The organism is Microbacterium sp. ZW T2_14 (assembly GCF_044987405.1).
Taxonomy (GTDB): domain Bacteria; phylum Actinomycetota; class Actinomycetes; order Actinomycetales; family Microbacteriaceae; genus Microbacterium.
Genome location: NZ_JBJDRK010000018.1, coordinates 7784 through 34739 on the forward strand (window position 1 = coordinate 7784; position 26956 = coordinate 34739).

At 70.5% G+C, this 26956-nt stretch carries 1 protein-coding gene (only partly in view); it reads right to left on the reverse strand.

Annotated features, from left to right (window positions below):
• Positions 1-26956 carry the 3' portion of a hypothetical protein gene (locus ACI3KY_RS08240; protein WP_404929690.1) on the reverse strand. Its footprint extends 4391 nt past the window's final position, so 26956 of the gene's 31347 nt are visible here — the last part of the coding sequence; its start codon lies beyond the right edge, outside the window; it ends in the stop codon at positions 1-3.

A 26956-nucleotide genomic window follows, 5' to 3' on the forward strand; every position in this document is an offset into this window, starting at 1 on the left:
TCAGGGTGATCCGTCGTCGGTCTTGATCGTGACCAGCCCCTGCGCATCGGCGAGATTCGCCCCGGGCGCGGGCTTGAGCGTCACGATGAATGCTTCGTCGAACTCCTTCGTCGCGTCTCCGACGACGGTGAAGGTGATGGTGGCGGTGGTCGCGCCGGCCGCGAACGACACGACGCCCGAGGTGGCGCCGGTGACGTCCACGCCCCACGTCACGCCGTTGGCGATGAGCGTGTCGACGCTCCAGCCGACCGAGAGGGCCGACCCTGCCTGATCGCGCGTCACGGTCAGCGTCACGGTCTTCGTCGTACCGGCAGCGCCCTCGACGACTGTCGCGTCCGAGATGCGCACCGCCTGCGCGGCCGGCGCCGATCCGAGGTAGAGCTCGTCGTCGGTGCGGAGGCGATAGTCGGCCGCGGATGCCGTGACCGCCGTACCGAACGCGAACAGCCCCTGTCTGCCGTCGGCGAGCGGTGAGTTGTACGCGTAGGACGCGAGCACCTGACCCCCCAGAGTGACGGTCACCACGGTCGCCTTGAGCACGATGTCGAGCACGTAGTCGGTTCCGGCGACGAGGGCACGGGCGATCGCGAAGTCGATGGTGCGGACGCCCTTGGCGACATGTCCGATGACCACGCGCTGTCCGCCGACGTCGATGCCCACGAACTTGTAGTCGGTGACCGAGTACCAGTCGAACAGGATGCCGGTGATCCCTGCGGCTCGGAGGGTCGTCGTCACCTGCACGTAGCTCGTCGCCTCGAACTGCTCCACGTTCGCGTACGCGGTCCCACCGACGGGGATGCCGAGGAGCGTCGTCGCGGTGCCGGCGGCATTGGTCGTGCCCTGGAGGCGCCCGCCCACGACACTCCAGGTGCCGGTCACATCCTGCCGGGCGGTCGGCCCGCCGCCCTCGAAGAACTCGGTGCGGTCGATCGTGATCTCGGGCGCGATCACGGTGAGGTTGATGTTGTCGAAGAGTCCCTGGGCCTGGTTCGACCCGAACCCGGTCATGCCGCGGTTGAGGGCCACCTGCTGGCCCCCGATGATGCGCGGCGCGAAGGTGAAGCTGAAGGCGTTCTTGCCGTCGGCGGTCACGGTGACCACGAGTCCGTTGATCACGACGTTCAGGTTGTAGAAGGTGTTGGCCTTCACGCCGCCGGGGACGCTCCCCTGCGCCCGCACCCACCATCCGGTCGCGGTGCGCTCGCCGATCACCATCTTGTTCGTCGACTGGTCGATGCCCGCGAACTTGAAGTCGGTGGGGCTGAAGTAATCGAAAATGATGTAGGCGTTGGCCTTCCAGCCACCCGTCGGCTTGTCCATGGAGATGCGCGCCGACACCTCGTAGTAGACCGTCTGGTACGCGTCGGAGTACCAGACCGCGACCGCGTCGCCCTGCGAGCTGGCTGCCGTGACAGCGAGCACTCCCTGGGTGATCGCGAAGGTGCCGGAGTCGGTGAGGAAGCCCTGCAGCGTGCCGTCGTTGAAGTCGGCGCCGCGCACGCTGTCGCGCTTGCCGCCCGGGATGTTGCCGGCCTGCGGGTCGGTCGGTCCGCCGGTCTGCGTCTGCCAGTACCCGTGGTCCTCCTGGCGGATGAGTCCGAGCTCGCCGAACGGCTCGCCGTTGCGGAGCGGATCGCTGCCCTCGTCGCTCCAGCGGGTCGGGTCGGCGCCCTGGCTGCGGCTGAGCGCGTAGAGGAACTCCGGCAGCCCCGGGTTGTTCTGGCGGCTGACGGTGGCCATGCCGAACGGCGCGAAGGGAACGAGGTAGCTGTTGAACTCCCCCACCCAGTCGATCAAGCGGTCGCCGGCCGTGTTGCCGATGAGGATGTCGAGGCCCGCGCCGCCGTACGCGCGGTCCTGGAAGCTGGAGTTGACGCCGTCGGCGATGTCGTTGAGCCACGTGTCGCCGTAGGTCGTGCAGGTGCCGTTGTTCGCCATGACGAGGCATCCGGAATGGAGGTCGTCATCGGCCTGGTGCAGGTCGTTGCCCCAGCCGCCCCACAGCGTGTCCATGCCGGTGCCGCCGACGAGCCAGTCGTTGCCGAGGTCGCCGAAGATCGCGTCGTCGCCGTCACTGGCCTGGTCGTACTTCCACGCGAGGCAGTTGCCCTGGTTGTCGACCGCGACGCAGACTTTGAGGAGGATGTCGCCGAACCGGTCCTCGTTGTTGAGGAAGAACTGGTGCCCGAACTGCGCCCGGTCCGAGCTGCCGGTGCAGGTGTGGCCGCTCGGCGACCACGAGGTGCAGCCCCAGGTCTGTCCCGCCCCGTTGAAGAGGATCGCCCTGCGCGGGTCGTACTCGTCGTACAGCAGGAACTCGCCCAGGCGCATCTCGTTGTGGTTGTTCGCGTGCCACGGGTTCGTGTCGGCGCCGAAGTGGAGCACATCGCCCGGGTTGTACGGGTGGGCGAAGTCGATGTACTCGAGTCCCACCAGGTTGCCGAGTGCGTCGAAGTGCTGGGTGTATCCGGATGCCGCGGTCAGCGGTCCGTTCGTGCCGTTGGGTGCCGCGCGGTTGTCGTCGGGGTCGGTGCCGATGGCCTCGGCGCCCGAGATGGCGTCGTCGCCGGCGCCGCCGTGGATCCAGTCGCTGCCCCAGCCGCCGAAGATGATGTCGTCGGAGTTGTTGGCGTCGTACAGCGGCGAGTTCGCCACGTGCTGGTTCCCGGCGTTCACGTCGGGACCGAGGTTGTAGATCGTGAGGTCGGCGGCCTTGTTGAGCGCGCCCGCGAGGTTGATCGTCGCGGTCTGGCCCTGACCGGGCGTGTAGATGAACTCGTTCAGCACGTTGCCGTTGGAGTACTTGGCGTCGGGGTCGGTCGCCAGGAGCGCGGTGATGCCGAAGAGGCGCTCGTTGTAGCAGGCGCCCGCCGCACCCGGCACTGCGGTGTTGCCGTTGCACGCGACGCCCGCGAGCGTGATGCCGGTCGAGGCGTTGCGGCTGGTGAAGATGCGGCCGTCGTCGCCCAGGATGCCGTCCTGGCCGGTGCCGCCCGAGATCCAGTCGTTGCCCCAGCCGCCGATGAGGTCGTCGCTCTGGGCGTCGCCGTAGATCACGTCGTGGTCCGCGCCGCCGTAGACCGTGTCGTCACCGGTCTCGCCGTGCACCTCGTCGCGGCCGCCGGTCTGCCACGGTGTGAGGCCGCCGCCGGCCGCCGGGAACCCGGTGTTGCGCCAGGCGCCGAGGTCGGTGCTCAGGACGTTCGAGCAGATCGGCTGCGTCGGCGAGCCGTTGGTGCAGTCGGCGCCGAGCCCGAGGCCGAAGTTCTCGGGCAGGAAGTCGGGGCCGCCGAGCGTGTAGTCCAGCAGCGTGACGCCCCGCACGACGAGGCGCTGCGCGCCGGTGTTCTGGTCGTACTGGAACGTCACATAGTTGCTCTGCGCCTCGGTGGTCTGACCCGTGCCGATGCCGGCGATGCCGTCCTGGCGGTTGATGCCGACGATGCGGATGATGCGGCCGTTGTCGCCGACGATCGTGTCGGCGTCGCGGGCGTCCATGTCGGCCGGCACGGTGCCGCCGGCGAGCGTGCCGCCCGTAGCCGGCGTGCTGGCGTTGGTGCCGCCGGACGTCTCGTCGTTGATCCCGATGCGGCTGCCGGCGCCGCCGAAGAGGATGTCGGCGCCGCGGTCGTGGCCCGGCTGGTAGTTGAGCGCCGGGCTCTGCAGTCCGTCGGGGCGCAGGTCGGGGGTGACGAGGCTGAAGAAGTCGCTCGAGCCGCCGAGGATGTCGTCCTGGCCGAGCCCGCCGAAGATGACGTCGTTGCCGGCGTTGCCCTCGAGGTAGTCCTCGCCGTCGGTGGCCGCCTCGAACGAGGGCACGACCGTGAGGATGCCGGTGAAGTCGCACACCACGGCACCGGCGGGGCCGACGCAGCCGAGCGGCGTGCGGCTCGCGCCGACGTGCCAGGCCACGCGGGCGTCGTCGATCATGCGACGCCAGGCGTCGTCGATGCCGCCGTCGCCCTGCATCACGTCGTCGCCCAGGCCGCCGAAGAGCATGTCGTGCGCCTGGCCGCCCGTGAGGTAGTCGTTGCCCCACGTGCCCGCCCACTTGTCGCCGCGGTCGGACGCCACGTCGTGGTACAGGTTCTTCACGTCGTACTCGGCCCACCACGGCGCACCGTCGGGGTCGCGGTAGGCGCGCGGCGTGCCGTCGACGAGCAGCGTGCCCGAGTTGTTCTCGGTCGGGACCGGGTACAGGCCGTTGCAGAGGTTCGCGGCATCCGTGATGTCGCTGCGGCCGTACAGCAGCGTGCCGCACAGCGCCTGGAACCGCAGGCTGGTCCAGTCCCCGATGGTGCGGAGGAGGTCGACCGCGTCGCCGAACACCAGGTCGTCGGCCTCGTCGCCGTCTGCCATGTCGTCGCCGGCACCGCCGACGATGGCGTCCTGGCCGAGCCCGCCGAAGATCGTGTCGTCGTCGCCCTTGTCGAGGCGGACACTGCGGATCCGCAGCACCGAGACCAGGGTCGTCGTCTGGATCTTCTGCAGACGCGCGTCGGGTTCGTTCGGGTCGGCGACGTCCTGGTCGATCGCACCGTGGTCGCCGAAGATGATGTCGGCGTAGGCGTACTCGGGCGAACCGCCCGCGTTGATCGTGAAGGTGCCGAGGCCGAGGCCGGGCGCGCCCTCACCGAAGAGCAGGTCGCGACCGGGTACCTGCAGATCGTCGACGATGCCGGCGATGCCGCCCGGGGCCGGGATGATCGTCGTGCCGTTGGAGATGACACCGGCGCCGGTCACCGACGGACGCGGGCTGGCGTTCACCGTCGCGATCTGCAGTGCCCGCGTGAGCACGTCGACGTTGATGCCCGAGTCGCCGTAGATGTGGTCGACGCCCCGCTGACCGCGGATCTCGTCGTCGCCGGAGCCGCCGGCGAGGTGGTCGCCCGCCTGGCTGCCGATGATGAGGTCGTCGCCCAGCCCGCCGTAGATCGTGAGGCCGACGGTCGGGAGCAGGTTGGGTGCGAGGTCGGCGAACAGCCCGGAGGCGTCGATGATGTCGTTGCCGGCGTGGTCGTACGGGTTCGCGAGTCCGAAGACCCACTCGTCGTCCTCGTTCTCGGCGTCGGGGATGTGGGTGAACGGATCGAACGGCTTCGGGCCGAACTCCATGCCGAGCGTGTCGCCGGGGTTGCCCGAGTACCAGACGCCGTCCTGCGATGTGTCCCCGTAGATCACAAGGGGCGAGCCGGGTCCGGCGGTGTGCGTCTGGTCGCAGCGGATCGGGTCATCCTCGACGCCGTCCGCGTCCTTCGCGATCTTGAACAGCAGTGGGTCGGCCGCACGGTTGCACACGGTGATGACGTCGCCGCCGATGAGCAGCCCGCCCGTCCGCGAGGCGTCGAAGCCGGTCACCGTGAGGAGCACGGCATCCCAGATCGCGATGCCCGCCGCGTTCAGGTGGACGCTCGGCGCGAACGCCGTGTTGGCGAGGCTGAGCGTGCGTCCGTCGGCGCTGATCCCCGAGATCGTGAACGGGCCGGCGAACCCGGTGATGCGCACCTGCATGCCGGCGCGGAAGCCGTCGGTCCGCCAGCTGCCCGACGTGCGCACGAGGCTCGACGTGTGCACCTCGACCGCGGTGGTGGTCTCGATCTTGAGCGGCGCGACGACGCTGACGTCGGTGGTCGCGGTGCCGGCGGGCACGACCGTCCCCGCCGGTTCTCCCGCCGGCACGAGCGGGGCGCTCAGGATCATGACGGCCCCGAGGCCGCAGCCCGGGTACGGATCGGTGATGCCGAGGTCGGCGCAGTTCGCATCGGCGAAGCCGAGGATCATGCGCGTGAACGTCTCGCCCGCGAGCTGGATGTGCTGGAACTCGTGCACGTACGGGTCGCCGGCGAAGTAGCCGCTGCCCGCGAACCGGCCGTTGAACGTCCAGCTGCCGCCGTCCAGCCGCGAGAGGCGCAGGCCGCCGCCGGCGACAGCCGTGCGGGTCATCGCGAACACGGTCTGGATGCCGGTGTTGCCGCCGCCGTGGATCGTCGTGAGACCGCCGTGCGGGCCGGGCACGAACACGTTCTGCGACGCGACAGCCCTGTTCGGCAGCAGATCGCCACGGTCGAGGGTGAGGGTCCTGCCGTCCACCGAGATGCCGACCAGGCGCCACTGGCCGTCGATGCCGGCGATGCGCACCAGCTGTCCGACCACGAATCCGTCGTCGGTGAAGCTGCCGGCCGACCGTGTCACCGTGCCGCCTGCCGCGCCGCCGGTGATCGTGACCGGAACGGTGACGGTGACCGGCACATCGGACGCCGTGACCATCGCGACCGGGGTCGCGGCAGCCGTGTCGTCGATGAACGCGAGGTACATCACGGTGTTGGCGGTGGTGTCGTTCGGATTGTCGTCGCCGAAGCCCTTCACGAGGTACCGCGTCACGTGCCCGCCCTGGCTGACGATCACCGTCTGCCCGACGAGGAAGCCCTGCGCCTTGAAGTCGAACGGCACGGCACGCGAGAGCCGGTGCGTGGTCCCGCTCGGGATGCCGGTCCCCGTCCCCTGCGTCGCCACGACGACCGTGCCCACGGCCTTCACCGGCACGTCGGGCTGGAGGGTGCCCTGCACGTCGAGCCGGTCGTTGCCCGAGCCGAGGAACAGGTTGATGACCTCGATGGTCGACTTCCCGGCGTCCGTGGAGTAGCCCGTCCCGTCGAACGAGACCGAGCCGAAGCTGATGCCACCGGGGAAGATCTGCGGCTCGCCGAAGGTCTCGCCCTGCGTGCCGCCGTACGAGGCGCCGAAGTCCAGGTCCTTCGCCATGCCGAGGCCCCGCAGCGTGGTCGAGGTCATGACGCCCCAGGTGTTCGCCACACTGGAGTCGCCGTAGATGTTCAGCACGTCGATCTGCTTGGACTCGGGCGCCTGGGCGGCGATCGCGAACAGCGGGCCGTCCTGCTCGCCCGGCAGCTTCAGTCCGAGCTCGAGCGAACGGTCGGCGCCGGTGACGCCGCCCTCGACGGCGAGCGGACCGCGCAGGCGGGTCAAGAGGTGCTGGGTCGCCGGGAAGGTCTTCACACCCTGCCGGATGAGCGGCTGGTAGTAACCGGTGTCGCCCTGCAGCTCGATGCGCTGGTCGGTCATCCAGTTCGACGTCGTGAACACGGCCTGCGCGGCGATGCGCACCACGGTGACCGGTCCGACGAGGCTGCCGAACGAGTCGCCCCACAGCGACAGGCCGAACTCGAGCTGCTGGTCGTGCGCGGCGTTCGTGCCGCGGATGTTCTGGATCTTGCCGATCGCGCAGTGCCCGAAGCCGTCGCACACCTTGACCCACTGGCCCTCGAGGAACCCGTCGGCGAGCCAGCCGCCGCCGGTGCGCGTGAGGCGCCAGCGCAGCACGCTGTCGTCGCCGGGGGTCTGAGTCGGCGTCGCGGCGAGCGCGCCGCTCCACTTGCCGCGGTACGTCAGCGCGTTGATCGTCGTTCCGCCCACCGGCACGGGGCCGCAGCTGAGGGCCGGCGTCACCGTGAACGAGCCGGCCGTCACCGACCCGACCGTGTAGACACCGGTGCAGGCGCCGAAGGTGACCCGCATGCCGGCGACGATGCCGTCGTCGATGAAGCTGCCGGTGTCGCTGCCGTTGGCCCGGCTGACGGTGCTGCCGGCGAAGGCGAGGAAGCCCAGGAACAGGCGCGACGGGATGTCGCCGCCGATCTCGGCGTAGTCCAGCGGTGTGACGGCGACGCCGTTGATCTTCACGACGTCGACGAGTCCGTCCGGTGTGATCGCGACGTTGACGGTGGCCGTCGGCGGCGTGGTCAGGCGGATGAGGTAGTCGTCGTTCGCGCCGCCCTGCACGACGACGGTGTCGGTGCCGGTCGGGATCGTGACCACGTGCGCGGACTCGTCGTCGTACACCAGCACGTCGGTGCGCTGGTTGCCGCTGCGCAGGTTCGGGAAGCGGTAGGCGGTGGTCGCGTTCGCCTGGCCCCAGGTGATGACGGCGGTGGTCGGGTCGCCGAGGTCGGGGTTGTTGCGGGCGAGCAGCGTGAGCCGGACGGCGATGTTCCAGTTGGAGTGGTCGAAGGTCAGCTCGTAGTGCGTGCCGCCGTCGGCGTCGAGGAACCGGGTCCAGCGGATGCCGAGCGCGGCCTCGGCCGCTGCGTCGTCGATCTGCAGGATGCGCTGGCTGTCGGCATCCATCGTGATCTTCACGGTGATCACCAGGCCGCAGGCGGGGTTCGCGGCGGGGCACGGGTCTTTCGCGAGCTGCACCAGCACGTCGTCGGTGCGCTGGGTCGCGGCATCCCCTTCGATCACGATGCCGCGGTCGTCGAGCACGGTGGTGCCCGGCTCGACGTGCGTGACGTACACGCCCGGGGTGTCGTTGTCGTAGACGGTGACGTCGACCTGGCGGACGGCGGCGCCGTGGAACTCGCGGTCGGCGTTCGGGTCCTGCGCGATGACCGAGTGCTGCACCACCACGGTGCGATCGCCCTCGGAGCGTCCGTCGTCGACGGCCCGCACGTAGACGCGCTGCGGCTTGTTCCAGTTCGAGCCGTCGAAGGTCAGCACCACCGCGCGGCCGGCTTCGTCGACGAGCACGCCGTTGCGGATGTAGTGCCGTTGGAAGTCGCCGGCGCTCGTGCACTGGTCGCCGTACGGGAAGGTGTCGACGCAGAGCCAGATCGTGTCGGCGGGCCCGTCGGTGAGCCCGTAGCCCGCGGGGTTGTGGAACGTGTCGCGCGCCTCCTCATCGGGGGATGCCGCGGCCGACACCGTCACGTACACCTGATGCTGCGGAGCATGGCTGAGCTCCACCGTGTAGTAGGCGGTCTGGGTGATCGGGCCGCTCGTGGTTCCTTCTCGCACGCTGGTGGACGTGCCGGGCTCCTTGATCACCACGACGCCGGTGTCGCCGGTGGCGAGGTTGTACGGCACGCCGTCGACGACGATGCCGTCGTAGCGCGGGTCGTTCGAGCGCACGATGTGGTCGACGGCGCCCGAGAGTCCTTCGAGCTCGCGGGTGACGATGTCGCTCGTCACGTCGCCGGCGACGGAGATCTGGTCGCTGCCGAGCCCGCCGATGACGCGGTAGGCCACCCCGTAGGCGGTGGAGAGCACGAAGAACTGGTCGTCGCCCTCCAGGCCGTCGATCTCGAGCACCTCGATGGTCGTGTACTTCACGTTGAGGCCGGCGCCGTAAATGGCCTTGTCGGTGATCGCGAAGTCGTCGGCGAACTCGGTGCCGAGCACGACGAGCTTGTCGAACCCGGTGCCACCGTCGACGTTGACGGGGGCGTTGACGTTGTACTGCACCTCGTCCTCGCCGCCGCCGGCACGGATGTCGAGCGGCCGGCTCGTCGAGAAGCCGAGGCCGATCACCGGCACGGCGACGCGGTTGGCGTCGAGCGGGATGACGTCGTCGAGCCACCGGGTGTTGTCGAGATCGACGTTGCTGCCCGGGGCGTGGTTGAAGGTCACGTGCGCGTCGGCGTTGTTGCAGGTGCCGTCGCCGTTGTTGTCGAAGCGGACGTAGCCGGTTCCCGTGCAGGTCGGGGTCGACAGGTGGGTGACGGGGTGGAGCGCGCTGCCGTTGACCTGGGGGAACACTCCCCCGGCCGGGCGGAAGTCGACGTCGGCGAGATCGCAGTCGGTGTCGTTGTCGGCGCTGAGGTCGCACACCGCGGCGATCGCGAAGGCACGGACGATGAACAGGTCGTTGTCGTCGTCGCCGTTGAGCTGGATCTCGGCCTGGTTCGCATAGACGACGAACCGGTCGTTGCCGGTGCCGCCGGTGGCGAGCAGCGGTGCGTGCGCGCCGGGGCTCAGCCAGCCCCGCGTGGTCGCGACGAGCGACGGGAAGGTGTCGGCGGGAAGCAATGCGCCGCCGTCGGGGGCAGGGTCGGCGTCGCGCTGCGTGCCGAAGATCTGCCCGATCTGGAAGGCGTCGTTGCCCGCCCCGCCGTCGAGCGTCATGGTGGCCTGCGTGTCGTCGACGTAGAACGCGTCATTGCCGCCGAGACCGAAGACCGTGATGCGGCCGTTGAGCGCGCGGTCGTACGTGATGCGCTGCACGAGGGCGCTCGGCGCGCTGGACGCGTCGCGATCGCGGTACTGGCTGATCCCGCCGTCGGGGCCGTTGTCCCCGGCCAGTAGCGCGATGTACGCCGGGTGATCGGCCGGCTCGCTCGCCGAGCCGCACACGGCCTGGCCCTGGCTCACCGTGACGCCGAACGGCGACTGGTTGTCGATGCAGCTGAGCGCCCGCAGCAGCCAGATGTCGTCGGCACGCGTGCCGGTGTTGTGGGCCGGGTCGAGGTCGTCGAAGCCGTACACCGCGAGGTCGTCGACGCCCTGGTCCGCCGGACCCGAGTCGAGCACCTCGATGTTGTAGTTCCGCACGCTGCCGTGGCTGCCGTTGGTGTGGACGGCGTAGTGGTCGCTCTCGCCCTGACCGTCGAGGTTGAGCACGTGGCCGGCACCCGGGCCCGGCTGGGCGGGGCTCGTGACGACGTTCATCGACTGCAGGTAGTAGACGGTGATGACGTCTTCGCCGTCGGCGGTGTTCGACGCCGCGCCGGCGTTGCCGTGCACGGTGGTCTTGGAACCGAGGAAGATGTAGCCCGCGCTGCCCCACGTGATCTTGCTGTTGTCGCGGTCGAGGCCGGAGCGGTCGCCGAACTGGATCACGTCGACGTCGCTGCCGCCCCAGATGTTCGTCTGCTGCCCGGGCACCGGGTTCGCGGAGGAGGGTGCGCACGTGCCCATCGGGTCGGCGCCGGTCGCGCCGGGCGTGACGACGCAGTCCGCGATGATGCGGCCGCGGAGGATCATCGACGTGCCGTACTCGGTGAGCACCGAGCCGGTGTCGGCGTTGCCGTGGTCGCCGCGGATGTCGATCGACAGGTTCGCCAGGATCTGGCTGTTCTGGTGCAGCGTGACGTCGTCGCCGACGCGGAGCTCGACGCTGCCGGTCTCGGCGAAGATCGTGCCGTGGGCGACGGGACGCGGGTGGTCGTCGTCCAGGCCGGGCAGCCGCAGGTGCGACTCGGCGAACAGGGCGCTGCCCGAGGCGACGAGGTAGAGGTCCTCATCGAGAGCCTGGGTCTCACGCACCGTGAGCCGGATGTTGCCCGTGAAGGAGTGGGCGAGCACGAGACGCAGATACGCGTCGGTCTCGGTGTAGTAGATGCCGCCGGTGGCCTCGAGTCCGACGTCGTCGCCGGCCTGGGCCAGGCGGGGGTCCGACAGATACGGCGCGGCCGGGTCGTCACCGCAGTTGAGGTACGTGCACTCGAACGGGGGCGCGCGACCCGAGTCCACCATGACGTCCTTCGAGACGAGGCCGATCGATCCGCCGCCGTTGGCGTCCATGTCGACCGAGTCACCGCGGACGTTGTCCTCGTCGGCGTTGAGCTTCGCGTTCAGGATGCTGCCACCCGTCGTCCGCAGGCCCACGTTGCCCGTCGCGAGCGACGAGCTGCCGCCGGTGAAGATCTCCCAGATCGGCATGTCGCCGGTGAGCTCGTCCAGGAAGATGCCCTCGGTCGATCCGCCGCCGATGGCCGCCGCGGTGTCGTACGCCTTCAGCACCCCGCCGCCGATGCCGGTGGGCTGGTTCACCGCCGTGTTGATCTCCAGCCAGTTGTTCGGCGTGCCGATGCCGCCCAGCACGCCGGCCTCGCCCGCGTACATCGTGATGTTGACACCGGTGACGTCGATCGTGGCCCGGCCGTCGGCATCCAGGATCCGCCGCGGCGAGTGCAGCACCACGTCGCCGTTCGTCGAGTGGATGTGGCCGACGAGCATGTCGCCCGAGATCTCGGTGGCCGTGATGTTGCCGTTGGTGCGCAGGAAGATCTGCGAGACGTTCACGCTCATGCCGGGGTCGTCCACCGGGCCGGTGTGACCCGCGCCGCCGGTCCAGGCCGAGTCGACCTGGGCGACGATGTGCACCGTCGTGTCGGGAGTATCTGCCGTCACGGTGTGAGTGGTGCTGTCGATCTGCGACGTGAAGCAGGTCTTCGGCTCCTCTCCGCCGGTGGTGACGTGGCACACGTCGATGTCGTCGCCTGCGCGGAGGTCGGCGAAGTCGTAGGTGGACCCGATCTCGCCGTCGACGTCGGTGCCGAGCGCGCGCAGGATGTGCGCGAGGTTCGCGTCCGACACGTCGGGGCGGAAGTGGGTCTCGTACTTGCCCGACCCCGAGCCGCACGCACCGCCGGGGCACGGGTTGAGCGGGCTGCCGTCGCTGAGCGCCGGGTTGTACTGGCCGAAGTACGTGTAGTCGTAGTAGCTCGTGCCGGGGTTGTAGACGTCGACCTCGACGAGCGACAGCGACGACTGGTCGTCTCCTGCCTTGCTGTCGTTGAGCACGACGTCGACGTCGTCGCCGGCACGGATGCGGGCGATCGGCACGGTGATCGGGTCGGTCAGAGTCTGGTCGGTGCGACGGAACGCCGTGAGGTCGAGGACCGCGTCCTTGCCGGCATCCACCGTCACGACGATGTCGTGCAGGCACGGGGCCGGTCCGTAGCCGCCGCAGAACTCGCTCGACGGGTGGATGTACTTCACGAGCTCCACCTCGATCGGGTTGCGCTCGGGGTCGGGGTTCGCGTGGGTCGGGCTCTGGTGGCCGATGTCGCCGTGCGGGGCGTCGAGGTCGAGCACGTTCGTGCGGATGAGCTCGTGGCCCGAGCCCGACAGGATGTCGCCCGACGCGTTCGTGATCTGCGTCGTGCCCAGCGGGTTCTCGATGTAGTCGTCGAGCCGGATGAACGGGTTGCGCGTCGGGCAGGTAAAGGCGCACGAGTTGTGCAGCAGCACCAGCGTCGGCGGGAACCGGTACAGGATGTCGAAGTCGAACGTCGTCGCCGGACCCGCCTCGCTGAGGCCGGGCGTGTTGGCGCTCGACGCGTCGTTCGGCACGGAGTCGACCCGGATGTCGATGAGCGGCGAGTTGAGTGTGTTCACCACGTCGATGATGTTCGTCACCATGTTGAGGCTCGACGCGTTGAGGAGCTTCACGAAGTCCCACGTCTGCTGGAACTCGAACGTGCCGCCCCGACCCCAGATGACGCCCGCGTCGCCGAGGCTGCCCACCTCGTTGGTGAGGAACCGTGCCTGGGCGCCGTGGTCGTAGACGATGTCGTCGACCGTGAACGTCGTGCCGGTCAGCTGCCCGGTGGTGTGCGTGTTGGTGAACGGGTTGTCTTCGTAGCAGTGGCCCTGGTCGTCGCATACCCGCACGTTGACGATGTTGATGATGTTGCCGGCGGAGTCCACCTCGAGGAGCGGGTTCGGCTCGCCGAGCATGATGACCCGCACCTGCCAGAACGTCTGCCGCGACAGCGAGGTCGGTCCCGAACCGACGCCGCCGTTGCCGAAGTCGAGGAAGCCCTCGGACGTGTCGGCGTCGCGGTTGAAGTTCGAGCCGGTCGCGCGCTGGTTGACGGCCACCGTCAGGTCGGCCGTGCGGATGAGCGATCCGGTGCGCCCGGTGACCTTGGCGAGCGTCTGCACGTCGATCACGGCATCCGCATCGGTGTCGCCGCCGAAGCAGTCGCAGTTCGCGAACGCGTGGGAGACGACGCTCCACGTCTTGTACTCGGCGTTCAGCTCGGTCGCCACCTGGCCCTCGATGACCGCGCCGTTCGCGAGCACCACCTCGGCAGTGCCACGGACGTACACGTAGGTGTTCGCGTCCGAGTCGGCGCCGAAGGCCGCGGTGCTGGTGTCGGAGCGTGCCTCGATCGACACCGGGTCGACGATGGCATGCACGAACACCGAGCGACCCTTGACGGTGCCGGAGATCGTGGTGCGGGTCAGCGCCTGCGCGCCCCACAGGTTGTTGGTGACGCCGTCCCACTCCTTGCTCGCGCCCTGTCCGACGTGGAAGTCGGTGTAGGTCTCGGCGCTGCCGGCGAAGGTGCCGAGGTCTGCGGTGCCCTGTGCGTAGCCGAACACACCCGTGTGCGCCTCGACGGTCGCGGTGTTGTTGAGCGAGATCAGGGTGCCCGCCACGTCGGTGGTGGTCGTGTAGTCCAGCCGTGCGGTCTCGCCGCCCTCGCCGCCGGCGAACAGGCCGCCCGAGTCGGACGAGGCGATGACGATCGGATGCAGCGAACCGTGCGCCGCGACCACCAGTGCGTTGGTGGCGGTGAGCGTCGCACCCGAGGCCACCGACACCGTGCTCGACAGGTGCACATCGGCCTCCGCCTTGGCGGAATTGACCGAGATGAGCCCGCCGCTGTCGTTGGACGACACCGCCTTGGCATCGGAGTGCCCGTCGGTGGTGACGGTGATCGACCCGCCGGTGACGATCGCGTCGGCGCCGACGCTCGCCGAGACCGTCGCGTCGGAGACCGCCCAGGAGTCGGCCGAGCTGACGCTGATCGCGCCACCGCCGCCGCCGGTCGCGGAGGCCGACACGATCTGGTCGCCGCCGATGGCGCTGAACGGGATGGCGCTGCCGATGCCGGCGAGCTTCTCGTTCTTCGGTCCGGGACCTGCGACCGGCGCGATCGCGAAGATGAGCTTCTGCACCGTCGCGCCCTGCCCGGTGAAGTCGACGCCCTCGGTGCGGAACACATGGCCGCTGCCCGAGAACGAGAATGAGACGCCGTCGATCGAGGTGCCGGTGTGGGTGATCGCGATGGCCGAGCCGCCGAGCGTCGACGACAGCTGGTAGCCGTTGGCGTCGCAGCCGCCGACCGGGCAGCCGACCACGTAGTAGCCGTGCCCGTCGACCAGGCCGGTGATGGGCGCGTTGTTCGCGGCGGTCAGCGAGTGGACGTCGACCGCGTTGGTGCCGCCGGCCGAGATCGCGATCGGCGTGATCGGGCCGGCGCTGCCGCCGCAGTCGGCCGCGAGGCCGGTTGCACGGCACTTGGTGCTCGCGAGCTGGTAGCTCTGCCCGCTCTTGCGGATGACCCAGTAGTAGGCGCCGTTGGTGAGGCCGCTGATCGGGGTGCCCGTGGTGAAGTAGCGGACCAGTTGGCCGCTCGCGAAGCCGATGTCGTCGAACGCGTTGTCCTGCGGGCTGGTGTCGCGGGCGAAGTAGATGTTGTCGGTGTCGGAGCCGGTCGTCGTGACCCATGTGCTGCTGCCGGAGTCCCACTGCTTGTCGACCTGGCCGGCGGTGAACGTCGCCGTCGCGGCCGGCGCGTGGTACGTCACGTAGTCGCCGTTGTGGAACCCGCTCGAGCCGCCGACGGTGTGGGTGCCGTTGTCGACGGCGCCCGCGCCGACGCTGTCGGTGATGGTGGGTGCACCGACCGCGCGCAGCTTGATCGTGTAGTCGTCGACCTTGTACACCTCGTACAGCGTGTCGGCCGTGAGGCCGCCGATCGACGTGCCGCCGTTGACGAGCTGGTAGAGCAGCACGTCGCCGGTGCTCAGTCCGTGCTTGCGGGTGCCGAAGCTGATCGTGTCGTAGACCGTGCTGACGTTGTCGCTCGAGAAGACCACGCCCAGCTGGACGGTGTCGGCATCGATCACGATGATCGCGTACTGGCGGCCCGGCACGAGCCCGGGCACCGACGGCTGGCCCTGCGCGTTGTAGGTGACGGTGTCGCCCGTGGTGGCGTTGTGCGACGCGCCGAACGAGATGGTGTGCGCGGTGCCGTCGACGCCGCCCACGGCGTCGAACGTGCCGTCCGACCCCGGAGGCAGCGGCGGGTTGGCCGCGGCCGACAGCAGCACGTCGCCGCCCGCGATGATCGACGCGCCGCCGGTGATGAGGGCCGACGAGGTCGGGTTCATCGAGGCGTGGGCGTCGAAGCTCGAGACGTTGAGCACGCCGCCGGTGGCGCTGTACGTGCTGGCGTCGGCGTCGTACGAGCTGACCGCCTTGGCGCTGATCGCGGCTTCGACGCGGATGACGGATGCCGCTCCCCCGAGGGTGACCGTCACGGTGGGGTGTCCCTCCGCCGTCGACGACGAGCTGCCGATCTGGATGAGTCCGCCGCCGATGTTGCGGATGCCCGCCTCGGCGCGGTCGTTGCCCTGCGCGAGGACGGTGAGGCCCTTCGCGCCGTTCCCGCCGTTGACGTTCACGTGGCCGAACAGGTTGGCGGCGGTGGTGCCCGAGGCCGTCGAGGTCGGGTTGGAGTTGGGCTGGGCGTTGATCAGCGCGCCGCCGGTGCGCTTGTAGAACGAGTCCGCGTAGTTGCCCGACAGTGCCCGCAGCACCACGTTGCCGTTCGGGGCCGCGACCGTGGCGCCCGCCTCGACCTCGGCCTTGACGATCGCTTTGGCCGTGGCGTGCAGGCTGGACGACCCGATCGAGAGGCCGAACGAGAAGGTCGTCTGCACCACGGAGGCGTCGGCCTTGTTGTCGGTCAGGAACGCCGTGCCGTCGAAGTTGTGCCAGGCCTCGATCGTGACGTTCGCGCCGTTGCTCTTCACCGATCCGGTGCCGACGACGGCGGTGCGCACGTCGGACTCGTCGGTGGCGGTGATCGTCCCGAAGCTCGCCGAGACGAAGCCCGACAGCGACAGCGCGCGGTACACGGCGACGGCGGCGGTCCGCACGTCGCTGCGGATCACGATGGCGCCCGAGGCGGTGAGCACACCGCCGACCAGCGCACGCGCCGTGGTCGCCACGCCGGAGGACTGCGTGCCGTCGGTGGCACCGGCGAGCAGGCCGCCGCCGACCGCTCGGCCTTCGGTGAGGGCCGTCGCGGTGACGAACGTCAGGACGTTCGCCGACGCCAGCACCCCCGAGAGCCCGTGGAACTCGGCGGTGACGCTGCCGGCGCTCGTGGCGTAGCCATCGACCATGCCGACGCCGATACCGAGTGCGGCCGCGAGCGAGTACGCGTCGACCTGTGCGTCGCCGAGCGAGCGGGCGATGACCCACAGCGCGCCGGTGGCAGAGACCGTGGTGCCCGAGCCGACGGCCGCGCGCACGGTGGGCGAGTTGATCGCGTGCCCCTCGGCGCCCGTCACGCTGCCGAGCAGCGACGCTCCGCCGAGCGAAGCGCGTGCGAAGGCCGGCGCGACCACGGTCGGCGAGTTGTCGCCGATGACCGTGTTGTAGGTGTACGTGGGGCGGATCGCCGCGCCCGCGGCATCCGTGTTGCTGCGTGCTCGCACCGTGACGCTCGCGCCGCTCAGCACGCCGCCGGAGACGGTGTAGGCCTTCACGGTCGGGCGCAGGTCGGCCTTCGTGGTGGTCTGGCCGACCGCGAACCCGAGTCCGGCGTTGAAGCCGACCGCGTCCGCGATGGCGGTCGTCACGGCTGCCGCGTCGAGCAGGATGCTGCCGCCTCCGTTCGCGCGCAGCTCGGCGCGGTCGCCGAGGTAGGCGAGGGCGGTCGCCATGTTCGTCGCGGTGCCCTGGATGTACGAGCCGGCGGCGAGCACGCCGAATCCGGCGGCGACCGCCATGACGTACACGTGCGAGGTGTAGTCGGTGGCGACGGTGATGCCGCCCGCGCCGGAGGTGGTGACGGTGGCCGGGTCAAGGGCGTTCGCGGCGGCGACCCCGTCGGCCGGACCGACCCAGCTGGCGACGGTCGTCGAGTCGGTGGTGTTCATCGCGACGAGTGTGCCGCCGAGCAGCGAGACGCCCACGGTGGTGCTCGAGGCGAGCGGCGTGCTCGACCCGCCGGCCGTCATCGACACCGAGCCCGCGGTGACGTCGGCGCGATCGTCGATGTGCGTCGACACGGTGCCGGTCGTCGTGGCCTCGAGTGTGATGCCCGACAGCGAGATCGGCGAGATCTGCACGCTGCTGCCGGTCACGCCGGCGTTGGCGGTGCGTGTCGCGGTCAGGATCACCGCGCCGGAGCCCAGCGCGACCGTCTCGTCGAACCCGATGTACGCCTCGGTCGTGCCGGCGACCGTCGCGATCGGGTTGCTGACGAGCACGTTGGCGAGCAGGCTGATGCCGACCATCTTGGCCTCGGCCGTGGCATCCGGCGTCGCGATGGCGCTGATCGTCAGCGAGCCCGCGTTGACGGTCTTGCCGTTGCCGACGAAGGCCCGCGTGATGCCGGTGGAGCGCGCTTCGGGCCGCATCAGCGAGACCGAGAGCAGGCCGCCCGACAGGCCGCCGACGAGCGCCTGTGCGTCGTCGTCCGATGTCGCTGTGACGATGACGGCCCCGCCGCCCACGTTCGCGCCGCCGAGGCCGGCCTCGGTCGTGGCCGTCACCTCGCCGAGCGCGTAGGCGATGATCACGCCGACGAGGGCGATGGCGATGAGCTCGGAAGCGTCGGCGATCGCGATGTTGTGCGAGTTCGCGACGGCCGACGCCGACGACCCGCCCGCGACCTGCCCCGCGTAGACCGCCGCGGTGCGCCCGCTGACGCGTGCCAGCGGCAGCTGCACGATGATCGCGACGCCGCCGATGGTCGGGGCGTTCGAGGTCGAGTCCGCCGTGTAGGTCGAGTCGGCGGTGACGGTGAACGCTCCGCTGGTGGTCGCGACGCTGCCCGCGTCGTCGCCGCCGGCGACGGTGTCGGCCGAGACCTTCGCCGTCGTCGCAATGCCGGTGAGCGTCCCGAGACCCACCGCGACGAAGAGGCTGTCGGCGATGGCGTGCATGGTCGCATCGGCGTCGATCGTGACGGACGCGGATCCGGTGATCGCACCGTTGAGAAGTGCGCGCACCGAGCCCGACACGGTCGCCTCGATCAGCACGATGCCCGCGGCGATGCCGCCCAGGGCGAAGCCCTGCAGCGTGCTGCGCGCCAGGTTCTGCTCGCCGCCGAAGGACGACAGCAGCGCCTTCACCGTCACGGCGCCCGACACGTTCACCGACGCGGTCGACCCCACGATCGCGAGCGTCTCGCCCGAGACGATGGCCGTCGAGCTGACGCCGGTGCCGCTGAGTCCCGCCGAGATCGTCAGCACCTTCGTGTCGGCGACGGCCTGGTTGCCGGCCTGCGCCTGCACGAAGAGGCTCGCCGTCTTGGTCGCCGTCGAGAGGATGTCGCCGTCGAAGCGCGCGATCGTCGCTGCGGCCACCTCGGCCGTCGTGACCTGCACGGCCACTGCCGCCCCGATGCCGGCCCCGACGGCGAGTGTGCTCGACGAGGCGCGGTTGGCCGACGTCGCCTGCACCGTGACGGGGTCTCCGGGAGCGCTCACGACCGAGCCCGCCTTGACCTCGGCGGTCGTGGCGGCTGCGGCGGTGATCTCTGCGGTCGACGAGTTCACCGCGACGCCCGCGATGCCGCCGATCGCGACCAGCACGACCTCGCTCGTTGCGCGGTTGGCGCTGGTGGCCGTGACGCTGACGCCGGCGTTGCCGGTCAGGTCGCCCTCGGCCGAGGCTGTGGTGGCTCCCGCGACCGTGGCGGTCGGCACCGAGACGGCCGCGCCGCCGAGGAGCCCGCCGCCGGCGAGGTCGGTGTGCACCTCGGCGGTGTTGGCGGAGGTCGCCGAGAACGCGACGGTTCCGAAGCTGCTGATCTGCTGGTCGTTGTTCGCGTCCGCGGACGTCGCGGCCACATCCGCGGCGCTCGTGATGGTCGCGCTGAGGACGTTCACGCCGATGCCGACCCCGAGCGACCCGGCCACGAGCAGCACCTTGGACTGTGCGAAGTTCTGGCCGTTCGCTGTCACGTGCACCGAGGCCGACGAGACGACGTCGCCGTCGAGGGCGGCGATGAGGCCGCTGCCGAGGGTCGCGTCGGCGAAGACGACGGCCCCCGAGAACGCCATGCTGACCTGGATGCTGTTGACCAGCGCGATCGCCTCGTTGCGCCCCGGCTGCGTGGCGCTGACGACGACCGCACCAGTGGCGGTGAGGGATGCCGGTCCCGTGACCCGTGCCGCCACCTCGGCGCCGTCGGTCACGATGGCGATGGCGACCGACGCGTTGAACGACGCGCCGCCGACGCCGATGACGTCGACCTGCGCGGACGCCTGCTGGCGACCGGTGGCGCTCACGGTGATGTCGTCGGCCGAGACGGAGCCGCTCAGCTGCGCGGTGGTGTGTCCCGAGACGGTGGCGATCGGCACCATCGCGGTGATGGCGGCGAGGCCGACCGAGACGCCCGGCGTGTAGGCCCGCACCGCATTGGTGGCGGATGCCGTCACGCTGACGTCGGCGGTGGGCACCGCGGCGAGGCTCAGGCTGCCGCCGAGCTCGGCCTCGGTGTCGCGGTCGCTCGTGGCCACGAGCACCGTGACGCCGACGGCGAGCGCGCCGGTCGAGACGTTGACGGCGAGCGGAGCGATGGTCGAACGCTCACCGGAGGCCGCGACGATCGCGTTGCCGTCGACGGTGCCGGTGGCGAAGGACTCGGCGCGCGTGAGGCCGGAGTAAGTGACGACGGCGACGACGCCGCTGAGCCCGACGAAGATGCCGCCGGCGACGCCGATCGACAGGACCGTCGGCACGAAGCGGTCGGAGGCCCGCACGTCGAGTCCGCCGATGTGGTCGAGGGCCACCGCGCCGACGCGGGCCAGCGCGTCTCCGTCGATCGCGATCATGGCGATCGAGACGCCGGCGGCGCCGGCTCCGACCGTGACGCCGATCGCGTAGACCGACACCTCGCGGTCGGCCCGCGCGTTCACGAACAGCCCGCCGTCGGCGCGGTCGACGAACGCGCCGGTGTCGACGTGGGCGGTCTGTGCCGCGTGGTCGTTGAGCACCGCGACCTGACCGGCGATCGCGATGAAGCCGCCGGCCCCGGCGACGCCGATCTGCGTGGTCCGTTCGGTCGCCAGCGCCTTCACGTCCACCCGGCCGGCGGCGTCGACGTGGGCGCCGCTGTAGATGCCGGCGTCGGTGTTCAGACCGATGGTCAGCACCGTGACGCCGGCGCCGATCGCTCCGACACCGCCGGCCACGGCGCCGGCGAGCGCGAAGACCACGAGCTCATCGGTGGCGATGACCGAGATGTCGGCGAGCTGCGAGTGGACGCTGCCGTAGATGCCCGCCGAGGTGCCGGACGGCGGCGCGGGCTGCGTGAAGCGCGTCGAGGTCGGCGACGTCTGGTTCGACGAGCTGCCGACGGCGGTGCCGGCGCCGGCCATCGTGCCGTACACCGTGTTCTGGTACGGCGTCGTCCCCGATCCCGAAGGCGCATCGCCGAGGATCGACTTCCAGCCGCTCGACCCGCCGCCGGCGACAACCTCGTCGGCGTCGTCCTGCGAGCTCTGGCCGCCGCCGTAGTCGGTCGGGTCGGTGTCTTGGATCGCACTCCAGTCGGACGGCGAGGTGTCGGGCTGGGCGCCCTTGCTCACGCGCTTGGCCGTGTACCGCTGGCCGGCGAAGGTGACGATGTCGCCGGTGTTGTACGAGGTGTCGGCGGCCCACACGCCGCGGTCAGGCCCGTTGCCATCGCTCGAGTACGACGCTGTCGGCGCTGTGCCGATCGACCACACCGAGACCGCGCCCGCCGCACCGACGAACCCGCCGCCGACGCTCATCGCGTACGACTGCACGTGCTTCACGCCGAGGGCGTTCACGGCGACGTCGCCCTGGGCCCACACGTCGGTGCCGGTCGCGAGGTAGGCGGTCACGCCGATGCTCGCGACGCCGATGTCTACGCCGCCGGCTGCGCCGACGAAGCCGCCCGCCGCGCCGCCGGCGAAGGTGACCGAGTCGAAGCGGTCTGCCGCCGTGACCGAGACGCCCTGCTGGCTGGATGCCGCCGACACCGCGCCGGCCGCGTTGACGGTCGTGCCGAGATCGATGTACGCCTGCGTGACGACGGTGAAGATGTTGACTCCGACGTTGGCGGTGACGCCGACGAAGCCGGCGCCGACGCCCGCGACGAGTCCGAACAGGCTCTCGTGCGAGACCGCCTGGACGGCGAGTCCGTGGAACTCGCCGAACGACGTGAAGTCGCCCGCCGAGATGAGGCCGTTGCTGACGCCCCCGAGGCCTGCTGCGCCGTTGCCGCCGACGACGATGGTGTCGTACTGGCCGATGACGGCCTTCGTCGTCTTGTCGACGACCGCGACGCCCACGCCCACACCGACGCCGACGTAGCCGGCGGCGATCGACGCGGTCACGAGGATCAGCTGGTCGTCGGACCGGGCGAAGACGCCGATGTCGCCGACGGCGCGCAGCACGACGTGGTCGCCGGTGCGGGCGATGGTCGAGGTCGTGACGACGGTCACGCCGACCGTGCCGGCCACACCGACCGTGCCGCCGCCGGCGGCGGCGTTGACCGAGATGATGGCGAGCGACGAGTCGGCGACGACGACGATGTCGTCACGCGCGTTCACCACGGCGTTGTCGCGGATCTCCGCGGTCGTCGTGAGATCGATCACCCGAACGGCGGCCGAGGCGCCGACGCCCGCGGTGCCGCCGATCGCGAGGGCCGCGGCGAGGCCGAGGGTGCGGAACGAGCTGGATGCCGACACCAGGACCGACTGCGCGGTCCCCGCCGATGCGGGGTCGTTCACGCTGCACGCCACGTCGCCGCAGTTGATGCGGGCGCCGGCGCCGATCCACGACTCGACGTGGACGGTGGCGACGGTCACCGATCCCGAGAGCGTGACGGCGGCGGTGCCGGATCCACCGGCCGAGATGCCGATGCCCGCGAGGGAGGTGCTGTCGGTCGCGGTGACCGCGACGCCCGCGAAGCCGCTCTGCTGCGGGGCGCCGGTCGACTGGGGGCCGAGGGCCGAGGCATCCGCCGCCGGCAGGTCGCCCGACGGGACGATGCTGTGCGAGCGGCCACTGCCCGTGGAGCTGAAGACGATCGGGACGATCGGTCCGGCGACGCCGTTGCAGTCGTCGGCGAGTCCGGTGGCTTCGCACTGCGTGCGTGCGAGCTGGAAGTGGTTCGGGTTGCTGTTCACGACGTAGTACGTCGCGCCGTCGACGAGGCCGCCGATCGGGGTCCCACCGCCCGCGCTGTAGATGACCGGGTCGCCGACGTTGGCGGTGATGTCATACGGGAGCACGAGGTAGTCGGTGCCGACGGCGTACTGGGCGGTGAACCGCGGCGACACGTCGGACGGAAGACCGGGCTGGGTGGTGGGCACGAACCGGTGGTTCTCACCCATCTTGGCGCCGCCGGGGAGGGTCAGCCCGGTGAGGAGCTTGCCGGGCGCACACGAGTATTCGTCGGAGCCGGGCGACAGCGGAGGCCCGCGCTCGGTGCACAGTTTGATGGCGGTGCTCGAGACGGGGATCGCGTAGTAGGTCGCTCCGTCGGTGAGTCCGGAGATGGGCGCACCGCCGCCGGCGTCGTACACGACCTGCTGGCCGGACTTGAAGCCGTGCTGGTAGCCGAGGTTGACGGTGGCGCCGTCGGCCTGGAGTCCGCTGCCGTTGATCGGGCTGTGCGGGTACGGCGTCGGGTATCCGCCGAGTGTGCCCCGCGGGTCGAAGCGCGTGTCGGTGCCGTTGGTGTCGAACGAGCCCGAGGCGACCGTCGTGTGCGTCATGTGGCCGGCCAGCGCCCGCGAGGTGACCCGCGCGCCGTCGCCGATCCAGGAATGCGTCGTCTTCATCACGACAGGTACGGCGACGCCCGCGCCCACCGCGGCGGTGCCGGCGACCGAGATGTTGCCGGCGATCGTGAAGAGCGTGAAGTCGTCGGCTGCGGCGACGATGACGTTGCCGCCGGCGGTGATGACGGCGGATGCCCCGATCCAGGCCTTCGTCGTGACCGTGACGACCGGCACCGCGGCGTTGACGGTGACGGCAGCGGTGCCGCCGACCGATCCGCCCGCCGAGATCGAGTCGATCTGCTCGGACGAGGTGGCGCTCACCACGACGTCGCCGTTGGCGTTCACGACGGCGCCCGCTCCGATGGAGGACTGGGTGGTCTTGTGCACGACCTCGACGTCGACGCCGACGCCGACGCCCGCCGTGCCGCCCACAGCCAGCACGCCGGCGAGGGAGAGGACGGTGGTGTCGTTGGATGCCGCGACGACGACGTCCTGCGTCAGGCTCGGGTTCGCGTTGGTGCACGAGACGCCGACGCAGTTGACCTTCGCGCCGCCGCCGATGCTCGCGGTGGTGGTGTCGGTCAGGACGTTGACGGTGACCGATCCGCCGACGCCGACCGAGTTGCCGCCGGCGCCGCCGACGGCGAAGAGCAGGAAGTCGCCGGACTGCTCGGCCTTGACCAGGGTGTCGCCGGCGGCCTGCACGTCGGCGCCGCTCAGGATCTGCGCGGTGACGTCGTCGTCGCGGACGTTCACTGTCACGGATGCGCCGACCCCGGTGCCGCTGCCCGAGACGGCGATGTTGCCGCTGGAGAGCTTCGCGACGACCGTCTTCTTCGCGTGCACGGTGAGGTCGCCGTTCGCGCGGACCGTCGACTGGCCGATACGCGCGAGCGTCTGCGGATCGCTGCCGCCCTGGTTCGCCACGATGACGAGCACAGCGCCGGTCGCGGCCACGCTGCCGCTGATGGTCACGCCACCCGACACGGCGAGCACGAACCAGTCCTCGTTCGAGGTCGCCTCGACCTTGACACTGCCCCCGGCGCGCACCGCCGCCTGGTCGCCGATCCAGGCGCGGACGTCGGAGTTCGAGATCTCGACGGCGACGGTGATCCCCACGCTCGAAGAGTCCATGCTGAGGGCCAGCGCGCCGGCGGCGTCGACGACCGTGAGCGCGTCGGTCGCCGACACGGTGACGTTCTGCCCGGCACCGCCCACGGCGCCCGTCTGATTCAGCTGTGCGCCGTTGCCGATCCACGCACGCGTCTGCAGGTTGAAGATGTTGACGATGAACGCGCCGACGACGGCCGTGCCCTGCGTGGCACCGCCCGCGATCGCGATGTTCGTCACCGCCGGGATGTCGATCTTGCCCTTCACCGGCTCCGGCAGCTCGGGCGCGATCGGATCGAGCGTCGTCGTCGCGGTGACCGCGATGGCGCCGGACGCGTCGACCTCCGTCGGGGATCCGACCGTCGAGTCGATCCAGGCGCGCGTGTTCACCTCGAGGTAGTTGACGAGGAACGCGCCGCCGACGGCGGCGTCCGAGCCGGTGCCCAGGGCACCCGAGATCGCGAGGTTCTGCAGCCGCATTGGCTGTGTCGCCGTCACGGTCACGCCGCCGGCCGGTGCATCGAGCTCGGCTCCCGCGCCGACGGATGCCTCCGACGTGAGCAGCAGGATCTGCACCGCCGCGCTGCCGGCCACCGAGGTGTTCTTGCCGCCCGCGGCGGCGAACGACCAGACGATGAAGTCGTTGTGGGTGCCGGCCGGGGCGACGGCGGCGACGGTGACCCCGGTCTGGCCGGTGGCGTGCGTGCCGGCACCGATGGTCGCACGGTTGGTGGCGTCCTGGACATTGAGTCCGATGGTGGCGCCCACGCGCGTGCCGCCGTGGGTGACGTCGATCGCGGTGCCGAGCGCGAAGACGTACGCGCGCTGGGCCAGGAGCGATCGCACGATCAGCTCGCCCGTCGTCGCGGTGACGGTGACGTTCGCGGCGATGCGCGCCGTCGACGTCGCGACCAGCCAGTTGACGCCCACTGCGGCCGCCACCGCCGTGGTGTCGCTGCTGCCGCTGCCGGACTGCCCGGACTGCGCGGACTGCTGCTGGTTGGCGCCGTTGCCGCCGTTCTGTCCGTTGGTGCCGCCGTTCGACGACGGCATGCCCGCGGTGTCGTCGCGCGTGCCTGCCGTGTTCGGGTTCTTGTCGCCGTTCACGGCCTCGCCCGACTTCTGGTCGCCGGACTGGCTCTCGCTGGCGCTGGCGCCCTCGGCCGACGCTTCGACCTTGGCCTCGGTGAAGGCGAGCGAGTCCGCGACCACCGAGACCGTCGTGGCCGAGGCATCCCGCGCCATCTCGGCGAGCGTGTCCCATCCGACGACCGCGTTCACGGCGATGATCGCCCCGACCGCCGCGCTCTTTCCCGCCGCCTTCGCGTTCCCGTCGGTGCGGATGCGCAGCTGGTGGGTGGCGGTGACGCTGAGCGGCCCGCCGACGTTCGTGGCCGCGCCCGACCCGAGCCGCGCGGTCGCGTCATCGTCGACGCTGATCACGAGAGCCACGACCGGTGCGATCGCCGCAGCGCCGGTCGAGGTGCTGCCGCCCTCGGCCTTCGTGATGAACTCGCGGAAGCCGTAGGCGGTGATCGCGAGGCCCGTCCCGCCGGTCAGCGCCGCGCCGTCCTCGACCTCGGCGCGCACGTCGCTGCCGTCGACGACCTGCAGCGTGAACACGGCGCCGACGCCGGTCGCCTTGCCCTGACTGGCCTGCGAGGTCGCGGTCGCGGCATCCCGCTCATTGCTCTCGGCAGAGACCGCGGATGCCGCCGACGACAGCGTCACGGACGCCCCGGCCGGCACGACGGCCTCGGTCTGGTTGCCGAGGATGTTGATCGCGATGGCGCCCGCGACGCCGACGCTGTCGGACTTGCTGGCGCCGGCACGCGCGATCGAGGTGACCTCGTGCTCGAACAGCCGGAACAGGTCGTCGTCGGCCGGAGTGGCGGGCAGGCGGTCGCCCGAGCCGACCGTCACCGACTGCTGCACCCACTCGTGGCTGCCGTTGCGCTTGTAGAAGCCCGGGGCGTGCGAGCCGTCCTGCTTCGTGAGCGAGAACCAGTCGCCCTCTTCGATCTCGTCCTTGGGCAGGTCGTCCTTCTTGGCGTAGACCGCGGCGGTCTGGAACACCCAGATCGTGCCGTTGTACTTCCACACCGAGTTGCCGGGGTGGCCGTCCTTCTCGGCGCCGAGCAGGAACAGCTGGTTCATCGAGGGCGAACCCGGCAGCTGGTCGCCGGCGCTGATGGCGCCCGGTGTCGTGTTCGACCAGCTCGACCCGTCGAACGTGTAGACGCCCTCCTGGCCGGACTCCTTGACGTACGCGGTGTCGTTCTTCGACGGACCCGGCAGCTGCTCGCCCGAGTCGACGACGATCCACGTCTTGGTCTCGTCGTCCCAGCGCCGCACCACGTCGTCGGTGTCGCCGTCGAGCATGCCCGCTTCGACGACGAGGCCGGTGGCCGTGATCGTCGAGACGCCGGTCGTCGCGTTGACCGTGATCTCAACCGCCTGCACCGCGACGCCGGCGCCGATGCCGACGTCGCCCTTGGTCGACGTGTCGCCCCGGGCGTCGGCCTTCGAG